Genomic DNA, 23634 nt, shown 5'->3' on the forward strand with positions numbered 1-23634 from the left:
TGGTCCTCCGGCCTGCACGATTGCCGCGACTGCCGGACCTGTGCTTTATTTCTGGCCGGGTCGGGCGCCGTCGCCCGAAGCCTATCGGTTCGGTGGGATGGTTTCAACGGTTGCGCACCGCACCATCCGCCGCACGCCGGTCTGCCGCTCCCATTCCAGGGGCTGCGGCACCGGGCCCGCATCCGGGGGACGGCCCCGCCACAAGAGTCCGGTTCACCGCTTTGACCGACGACGACGACCAGCCATCCACCATCGAACACGCGAGTTCGGCAGACGATACCGCCGGCGATGACGCGACAGGTGCCGCCCCCGCCTTCGATCGGCGGATGATCGACCGCTCCATCGTCCTGGTCGGGTTGATGGGCGTGGGCAAGAGCAGTGTCGGCCGCAGGCTCGCCCAGCGTCTCGGCATCGATTTCGTCGACGCCGATACCGAGATCGAGAAGGCAGCCGGCCTGCCCGTCCCCGAAATCTTCCGCCTGTATGGCGAGGCCGAATTCCGCCGCGGGGAACGCCGGGTGCTCGCCCGCCTGCTGGAAGAGCGCCCGCGGGTGATTGCAACCGGTGGCGGCGCCTTCATGGACCCGGAAACCCGTGCCGCCATTGCCCGCGACGGCATTTCAGTCTGGCTGAAGGCCGAACTGCCGGTGATCGCCCGCCGTGTGCTGAAGCGCCGTCACACCCGGCCGCTGATCGCCGAGGGCGACGCCATGGCAACACTGGAACGGCTGATTGCCGAGCGCCACCCGGTCTATGCCGAAGCCGATCTGACGGTGGAAAGCACCGAGGCCCCGCATGAAGTGGCCGTGAATGCGATCATCTCGGCCCTCGCTGCCGAATGGCCGGGCCTTACCGCCACCCGCCCACGCCGTTCCGCATGACGCAGGCCCCTCCGTCACCCGCCAGAATCATCCCCCCGTGCCCCGCTCCGGAGCCCGTCAGCCGATGACCGCCCAGACCGCCACGCCCCTTTCCGACACCAGACCCCGACTGTCCGACGACGGCGAACTGGTGACCCTGCCCGGCGTCGCGGCCCCCGCGCGGCGGGTCCGGGTGCCACTGGATGATCGCGCCTACGATATTCTGGTCGGGGACGGCCTGCTGCCGGTGACCGGCCGGCTGATCCGCGAGACCATGGGTGCCCGCCGGGCAGCGGTGGTGACGGACGAGACCGTGGCCGGCCATCACCTGGCCGTGCTGTCCCGCGCGCTCGATGATGCCGGGATCGCCCATGGCACCATCATCCTGCCGCCGGGCGAAGGGACGAAACGCTTCGGGTCGCTCGAAACCCTTCTCGACGGATTGCTCGCCTCGGGTATCGAACGCGGACAGCCGGTGATCGCGCTCGGCGGCGGCGTCGTCGGCGATCTCGCCGGCTTCGCGGCCGCCGTGCTGCGGCGTGGCACCCGCTTCGTTCAGGTGCCGACCACCCTGCTCGCCCAGGTCGACAGCTCGGTCGGCGGCAAGACCGGCATCAATACCAGCCATGGCAAGAATCTGGTCGGTGCCTTCCACCAGCCCGGGCTGGTGGTCGCCGATACCGGCCTGCTTTCAACCCTGCCACGGCGCGAACTGCTTGCAGGCTATGCCGAGGTGGTGAAATACGGCGCCATCGACGATGCCCCGTTCTTCGACTGGCTGGAACAGCGCGGGGCCGAGGTGATCGCAGGCTCCGGCCCGGCACGCGACCAGGCCGTGGCACGCTCCTGCGCCGCCAAAGCGCGGATCGTCGCCGCCGATGAAACCGAGACCGGCCAGCGCGCATTGCTCAACCTGGGCCACACCTTCGGCCATGCCTTCGAAGCAATGGCCGGCTATGACGGTCGCCTGCTTCATGGCGAGGGGGTTGCGATCGGCATGGTCGCCGCCTTCAGGCTGTCGGTGCGCCGCGGGCTCTGCCCCATGGCCGATCTGGAACGGCTGACCATCCATCTGGCCTCGGTCGGCCTGCCGACCCGTCCACAGGATGTGGCTGAGGTCGACTGGACGGTCGACGGGCTGATGGCACCGATCGCCCAGGACAAGAAGGCCCGCGAAGGTCGGGTACGCTACATCCTGGCACGCGGCATCGGCCGCTCGTTCATTGCCGACGACGTCGCACCCGATGAAGTGGCCGCCCTGCTCGACGACATCCTGGCCGACCGCCCCGAGGGCCCGGCCATCCCTGCCGGGTGATACCCGCCCGATCCGACCAGGAGAGAGACCCACCCGCCGATGCCTGCCGAACTCTGGCTGTCACTTCTTGCCATCATCGTCCTGATCGCCGCATCTGCCTTCTTTTCCGGCAGTGAAACGGCCTTGACCGCCGCCTCCCGCACACGCATGCATCAGCGTGCATCCGAAGGCGATATCCGGGCGCTGAGGGTAGAAAAGCTCACGGCCGATCGCGAGCGATTGATCGGTTCGATCCTGCTCGGCAACAATGCGGTCAACATCCTCTCCTCGTCGATCGCCACCAGCGTGCTGATCGGGCTGTTCGGTGATGCCGGCGTCGCGATGGCGACACTCGGCATGACCCTGCTGCTGCTGATCTTTGCGGAGATCCTGCCCAAGACGGTCGCCCTGCATCAGCCGGACCGGATGGCGCTTGTCCTTTCGGGCCCGCTCTCAGTGGTCGTGCGGATCCTCAGCCCGTTCTCCAGGGTGATCGGGTTCATCGTACGCGGCGTGGCGCGGGTCATCGGGATCAGGCTCGAAGGCGATCGGCTGATGGTTTCGGCCGATGACCTGCGCGGGGCGATCCGGCTCTATGACGACCCCGAAGCAACGGCGGCGGAAACCCGCAACGAGAAGGAGATGCTGGCGAGCATCCTGGATCTCGGCGATCTGACGGTGGGCGAGATCATGATCCACCGCCGGCAGATGACCACCATCGACGCCGACCAGCCCCCCGCCGCGATCCTGGCTCAGGTCACCACCAGCCCGCACACCCGGCTGCCGATGTGGCAGGGCGATCCCGACAACGTCATCGGCGTGCTTCATGCCAAGGATATGTTGCGGGCATTGACCGAGGCCGGCGGCGATGTGGCCAGGATCGACGTGCCGGCACTTGCGCGCACGCCGTGGTTCATCCCCGACAGCACCACGCTGCACGACCAGCTGCATGCCTTCCGGCAGCGCCATGCCCATTTTGCCCTGGTGATCGACGAATACGGCACCATCCAGGGGCTGGTGACGCTGGAGGACATTCTTGAAGAAATCGTCGGCGAGATCGTGGATGAACACGATATCGCGGTCGAAGGGCTGGAGCGTCAGGCCGATGGCGGGGTTCTGGCCGACGGCACCGTCACCATCCGCGACATCAACCGCGAGACCGGCTGGCGCCTGCCGGACGACGAAGCGACCACCATCGCCGGTCTCGTCATCCACGAAGCCAAGGCCATCCCCGAGGTCGGCCAACGCTTCCGCATCGCCGGCATAGAGGCCGAGGTGCTCCGCCGTCACCGCAACCGGGTGACCAAGCTGCGCCTCTCACCTGTCGGGGGCCGCCCCCCCACAGGTGCCGTCCACGATACCGGTCGGCCATGATCGGCGAGCTGATCACCATCATTGCCCCGATCCTGGTCTGTGCCGCGATCGGCTTTTCCTGGATCCGGGTATTCCGGCAGCCCTATGACACCGGCATGATCACCAATCTGGTGACCAATATCGGCGTCCCCTGCCTGATCTTCTCCAATCTGACCAATGGCCAGGTGGCGCCTGGCGCCTTCGGCGAATTCGCGCTCGCCGCCGCCTCGACCATGGTGATGATGGGGTTCATCGCCTGGCCGATCCTGCGGGCGGCCGGCCTGCCCTGGCGGACCTGGCTGACGCCGATCATCTACGGCAATGCCGGCAATATGGGCCTGCCGCTCTGCCTCTTCGCCTTCGGACCCGAGGGGCTGGGCTATGCCATCGGCTATTTCGCGGTCTCAGCCGTCAGCCAGTTCACGATTGGCGCCTGGGTGCTGTCAGGCGAGCCGGCCGGGCGCTTCATCCTGCGCCAGCCCGCCCCCTGGTCGGTGGTGGCGGCGCTGATCTTCGTGCTTGGCGGGATCCCGGTTCCGAAGTTCCTGAGCAATACCACCCATCTCATCGGCGGTTTCACCATTCCGCTGATGCTGATCACGCTGGGCGTAAGTCTGGCCCGGATGAAGGCGGTACGGCCGCTCGGCACGCTGGGTCTGGCCCTGTTGCGCAGCCTGGGTGGCTTCGTGGTCGCGCTCTTCCTCGGCATGGTGGTCTTCCGTTTCGAAGGTGTGGAACTGGGCGTTCTGCTGGTCGAGGCCTCGATGCCGGTCGCCGTGTTCAACTATCTCTTCGCCCAGCGCTACGACCGTTCCCCGGCCGAGGTGGCGTCGCTGGTGGTGACGTCCACCCTGCTGGTCTTCCTGCTGCTGCCCGGGCTGCTCTGGGTCGCACTGCATCTGGCAGGCATGAACTGAGCGGGCGGGGCCCTGCGCCCGTCGGCCCATACGGCACCGCAGATGACGAACGCGTGGTCGCCGCGTATAGTGGCGGCATCGAAATTGGATCGAACGTTCGTCTCAGATGCGAGGCACGGCCCTGGTCATGCGCCGCGGCCGTACCGAGGAGAAGCCCGCCCAATGCCCCTGTCCCAGCCCGTGAACCGCCGCCACATCCACACCCGCCAGATCGATCTCCGCGGCTATGAGCGCGAAGACGGGCTCTGGGACATCGAGGCACATCTGACCGACGTGAAGACCTATCCGATCGACAACCGCTGGCGCGGCCAGATCGACCCGGGCACGCCGATCCACGATATGTGGATCCGGCTGACCATCGATATCGGCTTCGAGATCAAGGCGATCGAGGCAGTGATGGATCACACGCCCTATTCGATCTGCGGGGATGTCGCCATCAATTTTCAGCGTCTGGTCGGGCTGAAGATCGCCCCGGGCTGGACCAAGGCGATCCGCCAGCGGGTCGGCGGCGTGCATGGCTGCACGCATCTGGTCGAGATGATGCGCCCACTGGGCACCGTCGCGTTTCAGACGCTCTATCCGGCACTGGAACGCCGCCGTCGCGAGGCCAATGACCGCGTCGCGGCCATGGCCCATACCGAGACCGTGGCCCGTACCGGAACAGACGATACGGCGCCGGCCGCCCTGCCGCCACGACCGGCACCGAAACCGCCTGCTCACCTGAATACCTGTCACGCCCTGGCAGCGGACGGAGAGGTTGTCAGGCAGCATTATCCTGAGTGGTATACGGGCGGCTGACCGGCGCCATCGGCCGTCCGTCACCGCCGCGCGCAGCCGCCAGACGCTCCAGACGCCGCTGCACCGCCGTCCGATCCGCCCGCCCCGGCCGCATCGCCTTGCCGTGACCCGCACGCGCATGCCCCTGCTCGGTCGATGCCGCCCGGTAGTAGTTCATGATGAACACCCGGATCGCCGCCGTCAGGGTCGATTCGCGCCGGGTCGAGTTGACCATGGTGGCCAGCTCGTGGATCCGGCAGCCCTCACGCTGGCAGATCTCGGTCAGCGCGTCCCACATATCCGCCTCAAGACGGATGCTGGTACGGCGCCCTTCGACGACGACGTTGCGGTTGATAAGTGAACTGGACATCGTGCCTATCGCCCCCCTTAAGTCCCCGGCCCCTCCGGCCGGATGTCTCCCCGACGACACCTTTACGCGAAAATTGGTCGATCTTTTTATTTAAGGTTGTATTAGCACAACCGCGACGCGTTTCAAAGGGCAATCGCATGCCGGTTGCATCCGGCAGCGGTTGCCTATCTGCTCTGCCCGGCCTCAGCCGGCGTGCGGGTGACGAGCGCCAAAGCGTGAACCCGCTCCGCCAATTCCTCGGCCAGAACCTCGTAGACCCGGCGCTGACGCATCACGCGGGTCAGACCATCAAAGGCCACGGTCACGATCTCGACCCGGAAATGTGTTTCGCCGCCGGGCTGATGGCCCGCATGGCCGGCATGGCGGTCACTCTCATCGGTGATCACCAGCCGCTCAGGCGCAAAGGCGGCCGTCAGCTTGGTCTCGATCCGCTCCCTGATGGTCATGTCGGCACAGGCCTCCGCATTCTCAAGGTCATATCCCGATGATACTGCAATTCCCGTCGCCGCGCGCGGCCCAGGCGATGTATCAAGCCTGATGCGCGCACCGGGGCCGGGTCGCCTCACGTATAAGTATCATACCGGGACAATCTGTCTCATTTTGGCACAAGCGTTTCACGATCAAACAGGGACAGGAACACAGCCGCACAGCGAATGCCTCGGCGAAGCACAGGATGGGAAACCCTTTTCTCCCGAAGTGGACATCCGGGGAACCCGATCCACCGGCAAACGTTAAGCGCACATTAACCGCAGCCCTGATGATCCTGGCGCGCGCGCCGGAAAATCGGTCCCGAACGCGCGTTTCCAGTCGCACATCATACCACTGGAACGCAAGCAGGTCTTGCGCAGGGGTTTTTGGCACACCCTTTGCTTGTAAACCGGCGGAGCAGGGGCGACCAGCCGGGAACACGGAACCGCACCCAGGCCGACACTACGGACGAATTGCGGACGAGGCGGAACGCTCCCCACGTCAATCTCTCAACCAACACCCTGATCAAAGAGGGATCCCTCCCCATGAAGACCACCAAGAGCCGGGCCCAGGAAGTCGATCGTTACGTCGGTGCGCGGATCCGCGAGCGCCGCATCATGCTGGGCCTGACCCAGCAGCAGCTGGCTGACATGATCGGCGTGACCTACCAGCAGGCCCACAAGTACGAGCGCGGCATCAACCGCATCGCCGCCGGTCGTCTCTACGACATCGCGCAGGCCCTGGGCGTCACCATCTCCTACTTCTTCGAGGGTCTGGAGCAGGGCGGTCAGGTTGAGATGACCCCGCGTCAGCGCATGTGCCTGGAACTGGCCCGCAACTTCTCGATGATCCAGAACGGCAAGCATCAGGAAGCGCTGAGCACTCTTGCCCGCAGCCTGGCCGACGCCTCCTGATTCCACGCACGACCGACACGGGCGCCGCGGCGCCCGGTGCAGATCCGGAACGCCCGCGTGACCGCCCGAACGGCCGGTCGCGCGGGCGTTCGGCGTCTGGATGGATCGCTTGCGCATTTTTCCCGACGGCCGGCATTGTCCGGGCACTTGCCGCACCGCACCCCGTGACGCATATTTTGCCGTCATGGCGATCGACCTCTTCAGCATCCGGCGCACCGCCGCCTACGCTCCCGACGGAACCCGGCTCTGCGATTGCGAGGGCTGCGGAGAGGAAGGTGCGTTCCGCGCGCCCAAATCACGTGACCGGCTGCGGGACTACTACTTTTTTTGCCTGGAGCATGTCCGCGCCTACAACAAGGGCTGGGACTACTTCAAGGGATTGAGTTCGGCCGAGATCGACCGTCACCTGCATGACGACATGACCTGGCACCGTCCGTCCTGGCCCTTCGCCAGCGCCGATCGCGACCAGGCCGACGAGATTGCCCGTGCGGCGGCCCAGATGTTCCGTGAAGGCCGGACCAGTGACCCCTTCGGCATGTTCGGTGCTGCCGGTCGCGCGGCCGAGCGCGTGCGCGCCGCCGCCGAAGCGCGCTTCACGCCCGATGAGCGCCAGGCCTTCAAGACACTGGGCATCGACCCGACCCGCGATCTGCCGCAGATCAAGGACCACTACAAGAAACTCGCCAAACGGCTGCACCCCGACGTCACCGGCGGCGACGCCGCGTCGGAGGAACGCATGAAATCGGTGAACCAGGCCTATTCCTTTTTGATGCACCGCGCGTCAGACTGGACCTGAACCGGTGCCGTTCCCCGACCGGATGGGGATACGCGTGCCGAGATCAGGAGTTGCCCGCCGACGGCCCTGTCGGCCGCGGCCTTCACCTGCACCTCCCCGTGCGGGGCCGGCCGTGTCGTCCATCCGTTTCGTCCCCGCCTTCCCCAGTGGAGATCCTCTTCATCATGGCTTCCGAGACCCTGGCCGCCCCGACCCCGAACACGCCGGATATCAAGGTGTCTGTGCGACAGGTCTTCGGCATCGACAGCGACATGGAGGTGCCGGCATTCAGCGACCGCAGCGAGCATGTGCCCGATCTGGATCAGACCTACCGCTTCCAGCCCGACGTCACCCTCGCCATTCTTGCGGGTTTCGCCTTTAACCGCCGCGTGATGATCCAGGGCTATCACGGCACCGGCAAGTCGACCCATATCGAGCAGGTCGCGGCCCGGCTGAACTGGCCCTGTGTGCGCGTCAACCTCGACAGCCATATCAGCCGCATCGACCTGATCGGCAAGGACGCCATCGTGCTGCGCGACGGCAAGCAGGTGACCGAATACAAGGAGGGCATCCTGCCCTTCTGCCTGCAGCGTCCGACCGCGCTGGTCTTCGACGAATATGATGCCGGTCGCGCCGATGTGATGTTCGTGATCCAGCGCATTCTGGAAAATGAGGGCAAGCTGACCCTGGTTGAACAGAACAAGGTCATCCGCCCGCATCCCTATTTCCGGATCTTCGCCACCGCCAATACGGTGGGCCTGGGTGATACGACCGGCCTCTATCACGGCACCCAGCAGATCAACCAGGGCCAGATGGACCGCTGGAACGTGGTGGTCACGCTGAACTATCTGGCGCCCGACGAAGAGAGCGCGATCGTGCTCTCCAAGCTGCCGGAATTCGACAATGCCGACGGCCACAAGACCGTGCGGTCGATGGTCGCCCTGGCCGACCTTACCCGCAGCGCCTTCATCAATGGCGACATCTCGACCGTCATGTCGCCGCGCACCGTGCTGACCTGGGCCGAGAACTACCGGATCTTCAAGGATCTGCAGCTCGCCTTCCGCTTCACCTTCCTCAACAAGTGTGACGAAGTGGAGCGCCCGCTGATCGCCGAGTACTACCAGCGCTGCTTCGGCACCGAGCTGCACGTCCCCGGCATCCGCCACATGGGTTGAGGGATATGCGCAAGCGCAACGATCCGCAATCCGTCGAGCAGTTCAAACGTGCCCTGACCAGCACCGTGAAGGCGATGGCCGGCACGCCTCAGCTCGAAGTCGCCTTCACCTTCGAACCGCCGCGGCTGCGTGGCGATCGGGTGAACCTGCGCGCGCCGATGCGTAACCTGCCGGAACAGCAGGTCGCCCGCATCCGCGGCGAGGCCGACCAGATCGCGCTGCGCGTGCGCCATCACGATGCCCGCATCCACATGGCCCGCCAACCCCAGGGCGAGCTGTCACGCCGGCTCTATGAAAGCTGTGAACAGCTGCGCATCGAGGCCCTGGGCGGGCGCAACATGACGGGCGTGCGCGGCAATCTGGCCCGTTTGCAGGAAGACCAGCTTCGCGAGCAGCCGCAGCGCCTCGCCGTCGACGGCAGCCCGGAATCGCTTTGCGAAGCGGCTCTGCTGCTGCTGCGCGAGCGCCTGACCGGGGTCCCGACGCCGGAGATCGCCCAGGAACTGGTCGAACACTGGCGCCCGGTGATCGAGAGCAAGGCCGGCGACGACCTGGCCCGCCTGCCCGAGATCATGGCCGACCAGAAGCGCTTTTCCGAAGGGGTACGCGACCTGCTGTCGGACCTCGACATCGAGGCCGAGACCGAAGGCGAGCTCGATGAGGATCGCGAGCCCGACGAGGCCGATGACCAGGCCGAAGCGGAAGCTCAGGAACAGCCCGACGGCGAAGGCGGTGAGCAGTCGCAGGACGGCGACGACAGTGGCCAGTCGAGCGAGGGGGCACCCGAGACCGGCGACGGCGAGGCCGATGCCGACATGGCGGCCAGCGACCCCGACTCCGAAAGCGGCGCCGGTGGCGAGGACAGCTCGTCCCGGGTCCGCCCCTGGATGCCGCCCGGATCCAACGAGAACGAAACGGCAGCGGACGTCTATCATCCCTACACCACCGAATTCGACGAGGTGGTGGAGGCAAGCGAGCTTGCGACCGAAGACGAGTTGAACCGGCTGCGCGGTCTGCTCGACCAGCAGATGACCAATCTGCATGGCGTGATCACCAAGCTCGCCAACCGCCTGCAACGCCGCCTGCTGGCCAAGCAGTCGCGCGGCTGGGAGTTCGATCTCGACGAAGGCCTGCTCGACAGCTCCAAGCTTGCCCGCGTCGTTGTCCAGCCGCTCTACAGCCAGACCTACAAGCGCGAGCGCGACACCGACTTCCGCGACACGGTGGTCACGCTGCTGATCGACAATTCGGGCTCGATGCGCGGCCGGCCGATCTCGGTGGCGGCGATGAGCGCCGACATTCTTGCCCGCACGCTGGAGCGCTGCGGCGTGAAGGTCGAAATCCTGGGCTTCACCACCCGGGACTGGAAGGGCGGCCAGTCGCGCAAGAAGTGGCTCGACGGCGGCAAGCCGCAGACGCCGGGCCGGCTCAACGACCTGCGCCACATCGTCTACAAATCGGCCGACTGGCCGTGGCGGCGGGCGCGGAAGAATCTGGGCCTGATGCTGCGCGAAGGCCTGCTCAAGGAGAATATCGACGGCGAAGCGATCCTCTGGGCCCATAACCGCCTGCTGGCCCGGCCCGAGAACCGCCGGATCCTGATGGTGATCTCCGATGGTGCGCCGGTCGACGACAGCACCCTGTCGGTCAACAGTTCGAACTATCTGGACCGCCATCTGCGCCAGGTGATCGAGTGGATCGAGAGCCGTTCGCCGGTCGATCTGGTGGCGATCGGCATCGGCCACGACGTCACCCGCTACTACAAGCGCGCGGTAACCATCGTCGATGCCGAACAGCTGGGCGGCACGGTGATGAACCAGCTGGCCGAGCTCTTCGACGAAGACCAGGGCGGCCGCAGCAGCCGCCCCACCCGCCTCAGACACTGACCGGCCGTCACCGGCAGGACGACGGAAAGGGCGGGCCTCTGTGGAGGCCCGCCCTTCTTCCTTCAGGCACTGTCGAAGCCGCTTACCGCGCCACCAGCACCCGCCCTTCCTTCATCACCAGCCGGATGGTCTCGTCGGGTCGCGACCAGGGCGCGATATCGTGAAGGACGTCGCCATCGACCACGATCAGGTCGGCGAGCAGGCCCGGTTCGACCCGGCCGATGCGGTCGGCCATGCGGAACAGATCAGCGGCAATTGTGGTTGCCGAGCGGATCACGTCGATCGGCGCCTGGACCTGGGCTCGCAGGGCGAATTCGGTCAGCTGGCGGCGATGCATGATACCGAGCAGATCGGTTCCGAAGGCAATCTTGACCCCGCCCGCATGGGCAAGGCGCAGCGCCTCACGGCCGGCATCCAGCACGTCATAAACCTTGCGATGCAGATCGGCCGGCATGCCTGCCGCCAGCCCCTCCTCGGCCAGGGCCGAATAGGTCGCGAGCGTCGGCACCAGCCAGCGGCCCTTCTCCACGAACAGCCGCACCGAGCTTTCGTCGAGCAGATTGCCGTGCTCGATCGAGGTGATGCCCGCCTCCAGCGCCCGGTTGATTGCGCGGGCGGTATAGGCATGCCCCATGACCGGAATGTTGGCGGCCTCGGCCTCTTCCACCGCCGCGTAGAGTTCTTCCATCGCGAACTGGGTGCTGTCGATCCGGTCGGTCGGCGAGGCGACGCCGCCCGAGACCATCAGCTTGATATGGGTGGCGCCGGTGCGGATCAGATCACGGCAGGCCCGGCGCATCTCGGGCACGCCGTCGCAGACCCGGCCGAGACCTGCACAGCAGAAGCACTCGCCCAGTTCCTGCTGGCCGGGCCCGCGCATGTCGGCATGACCGCCGGTCTGCGAGAGCGCCTTGCCGCAATAGAGCAGCCGCGGACCGGGCAGCGCGCCTTCCGCCACCGCCCTGGCCAGCCCCCAATCGGCGCCACCGGCATCTCGCACGGTGGTAAAGCCGCGCTCCAGCATGCCCTTCAACACATCGGCGGTGTGGACCGTGACGTAGAAGGGCGACATCCGGCCGAGTTCGGCGAAGTTGGGCGTGATCGCCGTGACATGGACATGAGCGTCGCACAGGCCCGGCATCAGCACCTTGCCACCAAGGTCGATCACCTCGGCATCGGCGGCGGCCATGCGGTCGGCATCGGGGGCGACGGCGCGGATCACGCCCCCCTCGACCCAGACCGACTGACCGTCGAGATAGCGGCCGGCAACCACATCAAGTACCCGGGCATTCCGGAAGACTGTACCGGCCCGCCGGGGCTCGGTCTTCAAGGCGGAGGTCATGAATGGATCATCCTCAATGGGTGCCGAGATAGAGATCGGCCATACGTTCATCGGCAAGCAGGCGTTCGGCGGTGTCGTGGATCACCACCCGTCCGGTATCCAGGATGTAGCCGCGATCGCTGATCGCGAGCGCCTGACGCGCGCGCTGTTCGACCAGCAGCGCCGAGACCCCCAGCCCCGGCAGGCCGCGGATCAGCTCCAGCACCTCGTGGACCAGGGCGGGCGACAGCGCCGCCGTCGGCTCGTCCAGGATCATCAGCTTCGGTGCCGGCATCAGGGCCCGGGCGAAGGCCAGCTGCTGACGTTCGCCGCCCGACAGGGCGCCCGCGCGGGTGCGGCGGCGTTCGGCCAGGGCGGGGAAGCGGTCGAACATTTCCCCGATCCGGCGGCGACGATCGGCCACGCCCTCCACCACCTGGAGGTTCTCGGTGACGGTCAGGGTCGGGAACACGTTCTCAACCTGCGGCACATAGACCACCCCCAGATCGATACGCTTCTCGGCCGGGACACCCAGAAGCGGCACATCACCCAGGCGCATCTCGCCGCGCACCCGGGTGAGCAGCCCCATCAGCGCCTTGACCAGGGTCGACTTGCCCGAACCGTTGGTGCCGGCAATGGTTACGATCTCCAGAGCATCGACATGGAGCGAGATGCCCGAGACGATGTCGACCTCGCCATAGCCGGCGGCCAGATCCGAGACGGTGAGCAGCCGGCTCATACCGCACCCCCCATATAGGCTTCGCGCACCCGGGCATCCGCCAGCACCGCCTGGGGCGTGCCCTGGGCCAGCAGACGGCCACGGTCGATCACGATCATCCGCTCGACCAGAGCGGAGAGCGAGGGCAGGTTGTGTTCGACGATCAGGAAGCCGATCCCGCCGCTGCCGTCGACGCCGGTCTCGCGGATCGCCCGGATCCGGTCGGCGATCTCGTCGATCAGCACCGGGTTGACGCCGGCGAACGGCTCGTCGAGCAGGATCATCTTCGGCCGGACCATCAGGGCGCGCCCCAGTTCCAGCAGCTTGCGCTGACCGCCCGACAAGCCGCCGGCCGGCTTATCCGCCACCCGGGTAAGGTTCAGGAAGGCCAGGATGCCCTCGGCGCGCCCGGCGATCTCCGCCTCCTGCCAACGGATGCGGGCGCCGCGGAAGAACACGCCTGCCAGCGTCTCACCCGCCTGCCCCGGCGCCGCCGCCGCCAGATTCTGGCGCACGCTCAGGCTGGCGAAGACCCGTGGCACCTGGAAGGTGCGGCCAAGGCCGGCACGCACCCGCTCCACCGGCCCCATCCGGCTGAGATCGCGGCCGGCGAAGCTCACCCGGCCGGCATCGCCGGGCTGGAAGCCGCTGATCACCGAGAACAGCGTGCTCTTGCCGGCACCATTGGGGCCGATCAGCCCCGAAAGCCCCGAGACCGGCACCGAGAAACCGACATCGGTCAGCACCTGCACGCCGCCGAAGCTTTTGGAGATATCCTCGACCGTCAACTGGTGATCGGCCGGGGAGATGGTATCAGGATGGCCCATCGCTCAGCCCTCCTTCTTCGTACCGGCAGAGGGCGCGCCAAGGATGCCGTCCGGACGGAAGCGCATCAGCAGCATCAGAGCGACACCGACCACGCCCAGCCTGAGGCTCGCCATTTCAACCTCAGACACACCCGGCAGGGCATCTCGCAAAAAGCGCGAACCTTCCAGGAAGCCGATCAGCACCACCGTGCCGATCGCAGCCCCGCCGACCCGGCCGGCGCCGCCAAAGATCATCGCCACCCAGACATAGAAGGTGAGCAGGGGCACGAACTGTTCCGGCGTCACGAAGGTGACGTAATGGGCGTAGAAGGCACCGGCGAGGCCGGTAAAGGCGCTGCCGACCATGAACACCGTCACCTTGAACCGGCCGGGATGCTTGCCCAGCGACCGCACCGCCTCTTCATCGTCGCGGATCGCCTGAATCATCCGGCCGAAGGGGCTGTGCACCAGCCGCCAGTTGACCGCCAGCACCAGGATCACCGCGACGACGAGCAGGATCAGGGTCAGCAGATTACCGTCAATCCCCTCCACACCCAGCGCCTGGGCCACAGAGGGAATGCCGGGAATGCCCTGAACCCCGCCGGTCAGCGCACGCTCATTGGTGATCACCAGGCGCACGGTCTCGGAAAAGCCGAGCATGACAATGGCGAAATATTCGATTCTAAGGCGCAGGGACAGAAGCGCCACCGGCCAGGCGGCGAGGGCTGCAAGCAGGGCCGCCGCGGCGAAGCCCGGCAGCAGGGGCCAGCCCGCCATCACCAGCAGGGCGCTGGTATAGGCGCCGATGGCGAAGAAGCCGACCAGGCCGAAATTGATCAGGCCGGTGAAGCCGTATTGCAGGTTCAGGCCGAAGGTCATCAGCATGTAGATCGCCGTGACCACTGCAACCGCGACCAGATAGCTTTCCATGGGCGGCCTTCCTCAGCGAACCAGGGCGTTGCGGGCGAACAGCCCCTGCGGCCGGATCATCAGCATCAGCAGCAGCACCGCGAAGCCCATGCCGATCTTGTAGGTGAAGCCGACGAAGGGGGTGGACAGCTCCTGTACCAGGCCGATCAGCAGCCCGCCCAGAACGGCGCCGATCGGGTTGCCGATGGTGCCGAGGATGGTGGCGGCAAAGGCCGGCAGCAGCAGGTCCCAGCCCATTTCGGAGGTCACCACGGTTTTGGCGCCCAGCAGAACGCCGCCGAGCCCGGCCAGCCCGCCCGCCATCAGCCACATCACCGCCATCACCCGCCCGGCATTGATGCCCGAAGCCCTGGCGAGATCGGGATTGTCGGCCACCGCCCGCATCCTGCGGCCGATCGGGGTCAGATGCAGCACGGCAAAGACCACGGCCAGTGCCGCCGCCGCCGCCCCCATCACCTGCAGATCGGTCGGCTGCACCCGGATCGGCCCGAACAGGACCGCACGGGTCAGCGGCAGGTCGTAGACCCGCTGATCATGGCCGAAGATGAAGGAGAGTGCCGACCGCAGGAAAAAGGCGAGACCGATCGACGCGATCATCGAGGCCACCGCCGAGCGCCGGGCCAGATTGCGGAACAGCAGGAAATGGAAGGCGAGCGCCACCGCGGCCGAGACGCCCACTCCGGCGATCGCCGCCCCCAGAAGCCCGCCACCGGCCAGCGTGCCGGCAAGGCCGCCGAAGGCGCCGACCGTCATCAGGTCGCCGGTGGAGGCATTGGGAAAGCGGGCGATGCCGAAAACCAGCGTGATCGCCAGCGCGCCGAGGGCATAGATCGAGCCCTCGACCAGGCCGTTGAAGGCCAGGTTGAGATAATAGGCGGTATCCATGGGGACCCCGGAACGGGAGGCCGGAACGAGGCGGCCGACCCGCCCGGTACGCCGAAGCGTCGCCCGGGCGGGCACGGCCGATCCGGATCAGAACGAGACCACGCCCTTGCGGACGAAGGCACCGCCATCGATCTCCGACAGGCTGAAATCGGGCGTCACGTCGCCATACTCGTCGAAGGAGAGGCGGCTGGAGGCGCCTTCATAGTTCACCTTGCGGCCGGCCTCGATCGCGGCCTTGCCCTCGGCGAAGGTGTAGACCGGCGCGCCGTCGGCGGTATCGATTGCCCGGATGCTGCCGTTCACCGCCGCGGTGGCCGTGTCGGGGCAGGCCTGCTGCATCGCCAGACCCCAGGCGATCACCATGTCATAGGTCATCGCCGCATAGACATTGGCCGGCGCGTCTGCCCCCATCGCCTTCTTGTAGGCTGCCTCGAAATGGGCGTAGGACGGCGCGCTCTCATTGCTGATGCTGTCGACTGCGATCACATTGGCGAGCACATCGGGGCCCAGCGCATCGATCAGCTGCTGATTGGCGGCCCAGCCCGGAATGATCCACTTCACATCCGGGTTCTGGCCGCTCTGATACCATTCGCGCAGGATGACGGTGGTGTCCTGAAGATAGGACCCCATGACGATCACGTCGGGGTTCGCCGCCAGGATCTGCTGCAGTTCGGACCGGTAGCTCGGCCGCTTGGGCTCGTAGACGACGCTGGAGACGACCTCGCCGCCGGCGGCCGTCCAGGCCCTGGTGAAGCCCTCGGTATTGCCGATGCCGGAGGCGTTGTTATAGGCCATGGTCGCCGGGCGCTTGAAGCCGCGCTCGGTGGCGATCCTGGCGAAGGCCTGGCCGAAGCGGTCATTGGTCGCCTGGAAGCGCCAGACCAGATCGGCCTTGTCCTCGGTTGAGATCGCCGGCGCGCCCGAGGTGTTCAGCAGCGACAGCCCGGCCTGGGTGGTGATCGGCATGACCGCAAGCGTGACGCCCGAGGACCAGGTGCCCATCACCGCATCGACCTTGTTGACCTCGATCAGCTTCTTCACCGCCAGCACGGCAGCTTCGGGCGAGGTCTGGGTATCTTCGGCCGAGACTTCCAGCTTGCGGCCGCAGGCGCCACCCGCGGCGTTCACCTCGTCCGCCGCCAGGATGATCGCCTTCTGCATGCCGGGACCATAGGGGCTGCCGGCGCCGGTGACCGGGTTCAGTGCCCCGATCCTGAAGGGCGCGGTCTCCGCCTGCGCCGCACCGCCGAGCGCGAGGGACATCACCGCGAGCGAAACCCCTGCCGTCACGGCCCGGCGCATGCGGGCCTCAATCCGTCCTGCCATCCCTGTCTTCTCCTTGCCATCCCGAGAACCCGCCGCCCCGCCGGGGAGCTGCCGCCGGCCCTTCTTGAGAGGCCGATCGGTTTTGCGGGTGGATTTCACACGCCGACGCTCCCCGCCAGCGTGCCGCCTGAGCCCCGCCCCTCCACGAGGGTTGCGAGGATCGTCTTCCAGGCCCTGAGCAGGTCCTGGTAATAATCCGGATCCGGTTTCAGCACCGTCTGGGCGCCCATGCCGCGCAGCAGGCAGAGCGTCAGATTGAGCACGGTGGTCGTGGCCCGGTCGGCCGTGCCGCGGGCCTCGAAAAACTCGGTCCACATGTCGTCGAGCGCGACATGGAAACGCTTCACCACCGGCAGCAGCGCGTCGCGCAGATCGTCATCGGTCCGGGCAGCGGTGATGTGTTCCAGCGTGATGTAGAACAGCCGGCCCGAGAAGCGCCGCCACAGATCGTCCACGAAAGCATCCAGGCCGATCGCACCCGAACGCACCGAGGCGGCCATGCCGCGCATCTCGACGATCTCGTCGTCGAGCAGACGCTCGATCGCCGCCACCAGCAGATCGCTGCGGGTGGGATAGTGGTGCAGCATTGCCCCGCGTGACACGCCAGCACGTTCACAGACCGCCTGGGTGGCCAGCCGGGCGTGGCCGGCTTCCATCAGCACGTCGAGCGTCGCATAGAGCAGCTTGTCGCGGGTTTCGGCGCTCCGCTCCTCCTGCGTGCGCCGCACCTTCGCACCGGTCATCTCCCTCTCCCCGGCCGGTCGCGCCATGTTTCAAGACTGCGACTCTATAAAAAAACAGTCAAGACTGTTTGTTTTTATCCACAAGGTTGACGGGTGCCGCGATCCCTCGCGGCACCCGCCTCGAAACGTCATGCGATGGAATGCGTCCGGGTATCGAGTCACCATGCCTTGTAGGGCAGGAACTTGCCATTCATGGTGATCTTCACCCGGTCGCCCTTGGGATCCTCGATCTTGTCGACATGCATGGTGAAGTCGATCGCGCTCATGATGCCGTCGCCGAACTTCTCCTGGATGATCTCCTTCAGGGTCTCGCCATAGACGCCCACGATCTCGTAGAGGCGATAGATCGCGGGATCGGTCGGCACGGCCTGGTCCCAGATCTTGGTCGGGAATGCGACCAGAGCCGGCACCACGGCCGCAGGCAGGTCGAGCAGGGTCACCAGCGCCTGCGCCTTCTCGGGCGGCATGCTGTTCATGCCCAGCGCCGCCGAAGTGGTCCAGACCGGCGACATGCCGATGCCCTCGGCGATCGCCTCCCAGGTCAAGCCATGCGCCGCCTTGGCGGCCAGGATCAGCGCCGTGGCATCGGCCTTGGACAGCGGCGCATCGGTGGAGGTCTTGGTCATGTTCATGAGGGGTCCTCGCTGCGGGTCGTGATGAACGGGTGCGACGAAACGGGGTGCGACGAAACGGATCAGGCGCAGATCAACGGGCGGCGCGATGGAGGGGCACGACATCGACGCCCTGGGCACTGCCGTCGCGGCCGAAGCGCACGGTGCGCGGAGCACCGGTGCCGGTGCCGCCGCCGCCCCCCGCGGCCAGCTCCCGCGAGCGCCGGGTCAGGAATTCGACCAGATGGTTGCGGATGGCATAGAAGGCCGGGTCGTGCAGGATGGTGTCCCGGGCCCGCGGCCGCGGGATATCGATGACCACGCTTTCCGCGATGCGCGCCCGCGGGCCGTTGGTCATCAGCAGGATCCGGTCGGCAAGCAGGATCGCCTCGTCGACGTCATGGGTGATCATGAACACGCTCTGGTCGGTATCGGACCAGATGCGGATCAGCTCGTCCTGGATGGTGCCGCGGGTGAGCGCATCCAGCGCACCGAAGGGCTCGTCGAGCAGCAGCAGCCGGGGCTCGATCGCAAAGGCCCGGGCGATGCTGACCCGCTGCCGCATGCCGCCCGAGAGTTCGGCCGGCTTGCGGTGCTCCGCCCCGCCGGACAGCCCGACCTTGGCCAGATGGCTGAGCGCATGCGCGCGGATCTGCTGCCGCGACCAGTCGCGATGCCGGGCGCGGATGGCGAAGACCACGTTTTCGAGCGCCGTCGCCCAGGGCAGCAGGCTGTAATTCTGGAACACCACGCCGCGGTCGAGACCGGGGCCCGAGATTTCCCGGCCGTCCATGACCACCGCCCCCGAGGAGGCGCTGTCGAGCCCGGCCAGGATGTTGAGGATGGTGGATTTGCCGCAGCCGGAATGGCCGATCACGCAGACGAATTCGCCACGATCCATGGTGAAGTCGACCTGCTCGAAAACCGTGGTCTCGCCGCCGCCCCGGGCGGGGAAGCGTTTTGCCAGGCCCGAGACGTCGAGAAAGGGGCGTGCGCTCGTCATGGGATACCTCTCTCTCCGCCTCAATCGGCATAGGCCACGGCGCGGGCGAGCGCGCCGAGCAGCGCATCCAGCGCCATGCCGACCAGACCGATCATCAGGATGGAGAACACCACGCTGGTGAGATCGAGATTGTTCCACTCGTTCCAGACGTAGTAGCCGATGCCGGTGCCGCCGACGAGCATCTCCGCCGCCACGATCACCAGCCAGGCGATGCCGATCGAGATCCGCATCCCCGTCACGATGGTGGGTGCCGCGGCCGGCAGGATGACCCTGAGGGCGGTCGAGACCGGCCCGAGTTCGTGGGTGCGGGCCACATTCACCCAGTCCCGCCGGACATTGGCGACACCCAAGGCGGTGTTGAGCAGCATCGGCCAGATCGAGCAGATGAAGATCACGAAGATCGCCGACATCTGGCTGTCCTTGATGACGAACAGCGCGAGCGGCATCCAGGCGAGCGGCGAGATCGGCCGCAGTACCTGGATGAACGGGTCGAGCGCCCGATAGGCCAGCGGCGACATGCCGATCAGGAAGCCGAGCGGCAGGGCGATGGCGGCCGCGGCCAGATAGCCCGCCGCCACCCGGTAGAGCGAATAGCCGATCTGGATGCCGATGCCCTTGTCATTGGGGCCGGCGTCATAGAAGGGATCCGATATCTCTTCCCAGGCGCGCATCAGGATGTCGGAGGGGGCCGGCAGGCGGGCCTGGGTGTCGGCACCGCCCATCAGCCGGGCATATTCGTCCTGCGCCGCCGAGGCGGCGGGCGCCGTGCCGGAGAGTTCCCAGACCCCCAGCAGCAGGGCCAGCACCGCGACCGACAGGATCGCGGCACGGATGCGGAGCGACGGCATCATTCCGGGTCTCCCAGTGTGGCAGGCTCAGCTGCGCCGGATGGCGAAGGAGGCGAGATAGCCTTCGGGATCCGCCGGATCGAAGGTCTTGCCCATGATGGTGTGGGGCTCGTAAGTGACCTCGGGCGGGGTCAGGCCCAGCTCCTTCATCCGGGCACCGGTCTCGGCGGCGAGATAGACCTGTTCGGCGATGCCGCGATAGTCGATCTCGCCCGAGATGTAGCCCCAGCGCTTCATCTGGGTCAGGATCCACACCCCCATCGAATGCCAGGGGAAGGGATCGAAATCGATCCGGTCGGGCACGTCCTGCACCTGGCCCAGCCCGTCGGCGAAGCGGCCGGTCAGCACCTGTTCGATCACCGGCACGGGCTGGTTCAGATAATTGGCGGGCGCGATCGCGGCCGAGATCTCCTTGCGATTGGCCGGATCGGCGGCATAGGCGGTCGCCTCCAGCAGGGCCATGACCAGGGCGCCATAGGTGTTGGGCATCTCTTCGGCGAAGGCCTTGGAACAGGCGAAGGCGCAGCAGGGATGGCCTTCCCAGATGTCCTTGGTCAGCAGATGGATGAAGCCGACCTTTTCCCAGACGGCACGCTGGTTGAACGGATCCGGCGACAGGTAGCCGTCCAGATTTCCGGCACGCAGATTGGCGACCATCTCGGGCGGCGGCACGACCCGGATCTGGATATCCTTGTCGGGGTCGAGCCCATGCTCGGCGACGTAATAACGCAGCAGGAAATTGTGCATCGAGTATTCGAAGGGAACGCCGAAGCGGAAGCCCTTCCAGTCCCTGGGGTCGCGCTTGTCCTTGTGATCGACATGCAGCACGATCGCCTGACCGTTGATGTTCTCCACCGCCGGCATCAGGAAGGGCTGGGCGGTGGAGCCCGCCCCCATGGTGATCGCCAGCGGCATCGGCGTCAGCATGTGCGAGGCGTCGTATTCCTTGTTGAGCGACTTGTCGCGGGCGACCGCCCAGCCGGCGGTCTTGATCACCTGCACATCCAGGCCCCGGCGTTCATAGAAACCCATGGGATGGGCCATGATGATCGGGGTGGCGCAGGTGATCGGCACGAAGCCGATGTTCAGTTTCGTCTTCTCCAGCGGGCCACCGCCGGTCATGCCGTCCTTGACCGCCGCCTTGACCCGGTCGAGCGGCAGAACCGAGGCCAGCGCCGCCGCAAAGGCCCCCGCCCCCACGGTCTTCAGAAACGACCGCCGGGCGATCTCGTTGCCGCCGAACATGGAGCGGACGACCGCGTTCTCGACCATCCGATCGACCAGCGCTTCGTCGCCCGCGGGCAGCGCCGGGCCCGATGGAGCGGATGTCGGCCGGGCCGAGGCCGGACGGGCGGAGGTCGTTGCGCAGGCGGCACAGCCGCAGTGCCGGCCATGGCCGAGGTCGACATCCGGATCGAAGGCGTCGCCGAGGCTCTTGATCGTCATGTGTCACTCCCTGACGGATGAACGGTCTGGACAGCCGGGCGGCAGGCGGGGGATGCCGCGTCCCGGAGCTCTGTTCTGCAACCGTCGGGCCAGATGGGCGGCATGAGTCCAAACATATGAAATAGCTCGGGAAAGATCCCGGATCGTCGGAATGGTACGGCTCACGATATCTCGTGATCCACGGGATATCGCGGTTGGCTTCACGAAGTTTCGTGCTAGGCTTCCACATACCCCCGCGCCCTTCCCGGTCCTGCCCGGAGGACGCCATGCCCGATACCGCAGCACCACCCGACCACGCCCGCCGGTCCGATGCCCTGGCGGCGGTGATCATTGCCGCCAGCCCGCGGCCGATGCTGGTCTTCGATCCGGTGGCCGATCTGATCCTGCATGCCAACCCGGCGGCAGGCCGGCTGTTCGGCCTGGCGCCGGAGGTGCTCGTCACACGGCGGATGAGCGAACTGCACAAGGGCCAGATACCGGCGCTGGTGGTCTTCACCGAGGCCGTTCTGGACCAGGGCCAGGCGGTCACCCGGGGTCTGGCCCCCAGCCGTGCGGATGGCAGCGAGGTCGCGGTCGAATACGAGGGCGCACGGCTCGACGGGGCCGGTGCCGGGCTGGTCCTGCTGACCATTTCGGATCTGGAAGAACGTCATCGCCGCGAGGTCGATGCCGAAGCCGACGCCTATCTCAAGGGTGGCATCGCCGAGTGGCGGCGGGTGGAACGCTTCTTCCGCGATGTCGAACGGCAGAACCAGCTGATCCTGAGGGCCGCCGGCGAAGGCATCTACGGCATCAACGCCGACGGCCATACCACTTTCGTCAACCCCGCCGCTGAACGTCTGCTGGGCTGGCGGGCGGAAGAGCTGGTCGGCCGCGACATGCACGGCATGGTCCACCACACCCATGCCGATGGCAGCCATTATCCCGAGCACGAATGCCCGATCTACGCCGCCTTCCGCGAAGGCGAAGTCCGCCAGATCGACGATGAGGTGTTCTGGCGGAAGGATGGCCGGCCGATCCGGGTGGAGTATACCAGCACGCCGATTCGCGATCGCGGCGTCGTGGTCGGCGCCGTGATCGTGTTCCGCGACGTCACCAGCCGGCGCGAGGCAGAGGAACGGCTGCATGCCGCCCTGGCCGAGGTCGATGCGCTGCGCGAGCGGCTGGAACGCGAGAACGCCTATCTGCTGGAAGAGATCCGCACCGAGGTCAACCACCACCACATCATCGGCCGCAGCGCCGCCATCCAGACCATCGCCCGCCAGATCGACCTGGTGGCACCGACGGATGCGAATGTGCTGATCACCGGCGAAAGCGGCACCGGCAAGGAGCTGATCGCACGCGCGATCCACGAAGCCGGCCGGCGGTCACACCGGCCGCTGATCCGGGTGAACTGCGCGGCCATCCCGCGGGAGCTGTTCGAAAGCGAGTTCTTCGGCCATGTCCGCGGCGCCTTTACCGGCGCGGTGCGCGACCGGGTCGGCCGGTTCGACCTGGCCGATGGCGGCACGCTGTTCCTGGACGAGGTGGGCGAGATCCCGCTGGAACTGCAGAGCAAACTGCTGCGAGTGCTGCAGGAGGGCCATTTCGAGCGGGTCGGCGAAGAGCGGACCCGGGCGGTCGATGTACGGATCGTGGCCGCCACCAATCGCGACCTGAAGGATCAGGTACGCCGCGGCCGGTTCCGCGAGGATCTCTATTTCCGCCTCAACGTCTTCCCGATCGAGAGCGTGCCCCTGCGCGAACGGTTGGATGACGTGCCGCTGCTGGCGGCCCATTTCCTGGCCAAGACCTGCCGGCGGCTGAACATCCCCGAGCTCCGGCTGACCCGGGGCGACGTGGAGCGGCTGACCGGCTATGACTGGCCGGGCAATGTCCGGGAGCTGGAGAATGTGATCGAACGGGCGGCGATCCTGGCCCGGGGGGGCCGGCTGCGCTTCGATCTGGAGCCTTCCGACACCACCCGCCATGCCGGCCGGGTACCACCGCCTGCCGCACCTGCAATGGCGGAGTTCGAGGACGGCATATTGACCGAGGCCGGCCGCCGCGACCGCGACCGCCGGATGATCGAAGTCGCCCTCAGCCGCTGCGGTGGCCGGGTCTACGGTCCGAACGGAGCCGCCGCCCTGCTCGGCCTGCCGGCAACCACACTGGCCTCCCGGATCCGGGCCCTGGGGCTGGAACCGCGCCGCTACAGGCCGGGATAGG

Annotated in this window: 23 protein-coding genes; 10 read left to right on the top strand and 13 right to left on the bottom strand. The window is 66.8% G+C overall.

The window, feature by feature from the left end:
• The first annotated feature begins 326 nt into the window (after nt 1–326).
• From P7L68_RS24295 to P7L68_RS24315, 5 genes are all read left to right on the top strand, one after another.
• On the top strand, nt 327–881 hold the full coding sequence (locus tag P7L68_RS24295) for a shikimate kinase (RefSeq protein WP_372006950.1): 555 nt from the start codon (nt 327–329) through the stop codon (nt 879–881).
• A gap of 64 nt (nt 882–945) precedes the next feature.
• The gene (gene aroB, locus P7L68_RS24300; RefSeq protein ID WP_372002398.1) at nt 946–2175 is read left to right on the top strand and encodes a 3-dehydroquinate synthase; all 1230 of its coding nucleotides are present in this window, start codon (nt 946–948) and stop codon (nt 2173–2175) included.
• A 39-nt stretch (nt 2176–2214) separates the two neighbouring features.
• Nucleotides 2215–3528 (top strand): HlyC/CorC family transporter, encoded by a 1314-nt coding sequence (locus tag P7L68_RS24305; protein WP_372002399.1) that lies wholly within the window; start codon nt 2215–2217, stop codon nt 3526–3528.
• Nucleotides 3525–4424 (top strand): AEC family transporter, encoded by a 900-nt coding sequence (locus P7L68_RS24310; RefSeq protein WP_372002400.1) that lies wholly within the window; start codon nt 3525–3527, stop codon nt 4422–4424. The genes P7L68_RS24305 and P7L68_RS24310 overlap by 4 nt, the downstream gene beginning before the upstream one ends.
• A 162-nt stretch (nt 4425–4586) precedes the next feature.
• The gene (locus P7L68_RS24315) at nt 4587–5222 is read left to right on the top strand and encodes a DUF2889 domain-containing protein (protein ID WP_372002401.1); all 636 of its coding nucleotides are present in this window, start codon (nt 4587–4589) and stop codon (nt 5220–5222) included.
• Here the strand turns inward: P7L68_RS24315 and P7L68_RS24320 are convergent.
• Both P7L68_RS24320 and P7L68_RS24325 read right to left on the bottom strand, forming a co-directional pair.
• Nucleotides 5185–5571 carry a ribbon-helix-helix domain-containing protein gene (locus P7L68_RS24320; RefSeq protein ID WP_062761138.1) on the bottom strand — a complete coding sequence of 129 codons (387 nt, stop codon included), beginning with the start codon at nt 5569–5571 and terminating at the stop codon, nt 5185–5187. The genes P7L68_RS24315 and P7L68_RS24320 overlap by 38 nt on opposite strands.
• Nucleotides 5572–5735: 164 nt before the next feature.
• Complete coding sequence (locus P7L68_RS24325; RefSeq protein WP_372002402.1) at nt 5736–6017, bottom strand: BolA family protein; 282 nt, start codon at nt 6015–6017, stop codon at nt 5736–5738.
• A 567-nt stretch (nt 6018–6584) separates the two neighbouring features.
• Here P7L68_RS24325 and P7L68_RS24330 point away from each other — a divergent pair.
• From P7L68_RS24330 to cobT, 4 genes are all read left to right on the top strand, one after another.
• Entirely contained in the window at nt 6585–6953 is a 369-nt protein-coding gene (locus P7L68_RS24330) for a helix-turn-helix domain-containing protein (protein WP_014743857.1), read from the top strand.
• Between the two features lie 184 nt (nt 6954–7137).
• Nucleotides 7138–7749 (top strand): J domain-containing protein, encoded by a 612-nt coding sequence (locus P7L68_RS24335; protein ID WP_372002403.1) that lies wholly within the window; start codon nt 7138–7140, stop codon nt 7747–7749.
• 164 nt (nt 7750–7913) lie between these two features.
• On the top strand, nt 7914–8903 hold the full coding sequence (gene cobS / locus P7L68_RS24340) for a cobaltochelatase subunit CobS (protein ID WP_041605292.1): 990 nt from the start codon (nt 7914–7916) through the stop codon (nt 8901–8903).
• Between the two features lie 5 nt (nt 8904–8908).
• Entirely contained in the window at nt 8909–10789 is a 1881-nt protein-coding gene (cobT, locus tag P7L68_RS24345) for a cobaltochelatase subunit CobT (protein ID WP_372002404.1), read from the top strand.
• 82 nt (nt 10790–10871) lie between these two features.
• Here the strand turns inward: cobT and P7L68_RS24350 are convergent, their stop codons facing one another.
• The 11 genes from P7L68_RS24350 to P7L68_RS24400 all read right to left on the bottom strand — a co-directional run bounded on the left by P7L68_RS24350 (nt 10872) and on the right by P7L68_RS24400 (nt 21426).
• Nucleotides 10872–12131 carry an amidohydrolase family protein gene (locus P7L68_RS24350; protein ID WP_372002405.1) on the bottom strand — a complete coding sequence of 420 codons (1260 nt, stop codon included), beginning with the start codon at nt 12129–12131 and terminating at the stop codon, nt 10872–10874.
• Between the two features lie 13 nt (nt 12132–12144).
• On the bottom strand, nt 12145–12849 hold the full coding sequence (locus P7L68_RS24355) for an ABC transporter ATP-binding protein (RefSeq protein ID WP_372002406.1): 705 nt from the start codon (nt 12847–12849) through the stop codon (nt 12145–12147).
• Complete coding sequence (locus P7L68_RS24360) at nt 12846–13655, bottom strand: ABC transporter ATP-binding protein (protein WP_372002407.1); 810 nt, start codon at nt 13653–13655, stop codon at nt 12846–12848. Before P7L68_RS24360 ends, P7L68_RS24355 begins: the two co-directional genes overlap by 4 nt.
• A gap of 3 nt (nt 13656–13658) precedes the next feature.
• A complete protein-coding gene (locus tag P7L68_RS24365) occupies nt 13659–14564 on the bottom strand; it encodes a branched-chain amino acid ABC transporter permease (protein WP_372002408.1) in 906 nt (301 codons plus the stop codon).
• A 12-nt stretch (nt 14565–14576) separates the two neighbouring features.
• Nucleotides 14577–15449 (bottom strand): branched-chain amino acid ABC transporter permease, encoded by an 873-nt coding sequence (locus tag P7L68_RS24370; RefSeq protein ID WP_372002409.1) that lies wholly within the window; start codon nt 15447–15449, stop codon nt 14577–14579.
• A gap of 87 nt (nt 15450–15536) precedes the next feature.
• Nucleotides 15537–16775, bottom strand: coding sequence for an ABC transporter substrate-binding protein (locus tag P7L68_RS24375; RefSeq protein WP_372002410.1), 1239 nt, complete (start codon nt 16773–16775; stop codon nt 15537–15539).
• 95 nt (nt 16776–16870) lie between these two features.
• Complete coding sequence (locus P7L68_RS24380; RefSeq protein WP_372002411.1) at nt 16871–17518, bottom strand: TetR/AcrR family transcriptional regulator; 648 nt, start codon at nt 17516–17518, stop codon at nt 16871–16873.
• A 158-nt stretch (nt 17519–17676) separates the two neighbouring features.
• Nucleotides 17677–18150 (bottom strand): cyanase, encoded by a 474-nt coding sequence (cynS, locus tag P7L68_RS24385; protein WP_372002412.1) that lies wholly within the window; start codon nt 18148–18150, stop codon nt 17677–17679.
• A 73-nt stretch (nt 18151–18223) separates the two neighbouring features.
• On the bottom strand, nt 18224–19132 hold the full coding sequence (locus P7L68_RS24390; protein WP_372002413.1) for an ABC transporter ATP-binding protein: 909 nt from the start codon (nt 19130–19132) through the stop codon (nt 18224–18226).
• A 20-nt stretch (nt 19133–19152) separates the two neighbouring features.
• Nucleotides 19153–19980, bottom strand: a complete 828-nt coding sequence (ntrB, locus tag P7L68_RS24395; RefSeq protein WP_372006952.1) for a nitrate ABC transporter permease — start codon at nt 19978–19980, stop codon at nt 19153–19155.
• 27 nt (nt 19981–20007) lie between these two features.
• Nucleotides 20008–21426 carry a CmpA/NrtA family ABC transporter substrate-binding protein gene (locus tag P7L68_RS24400; RefSeq protein ID WP_372002414.1) on the bottom strand — a complete coding sequence of 473 codons (1419 nt, stop codon included), beginning with the start codon at nt 21424–21426 and terminating at the stop codon, nt 20008–20010.
• A gap of 266 nt (nt 21427–21692) precedes the next feature.
• Here P7L68_RS24400 and P7L68_RS24405 point away from each other — a divergent pair, with 266 nt between their 5' ends.
• Nucleotides 21693–23633: a sigma 54-interacting transcriptional regulator gene (locus tag P7L68_RS24405; RefSeq protein WP_372002415.1), complete on the top strand. Its 1941-nt coding sequence runs from the start codon at nt 21693–21695 to the stop codon at nt 23631–23633.
• The last annotated feature ends 1 nt before the right edge of the window (nt 23634 follow it).

It is taken from the genome of Tistrella mobilis (genome assembly GCF_041468085.1).
Classification (GTDB): Bacteria; Pseudomonadota; Alphaproteobacteria; order Tistrellales; family Tistrellaceae; genus Tistrella; species Tistrella mobilis_A.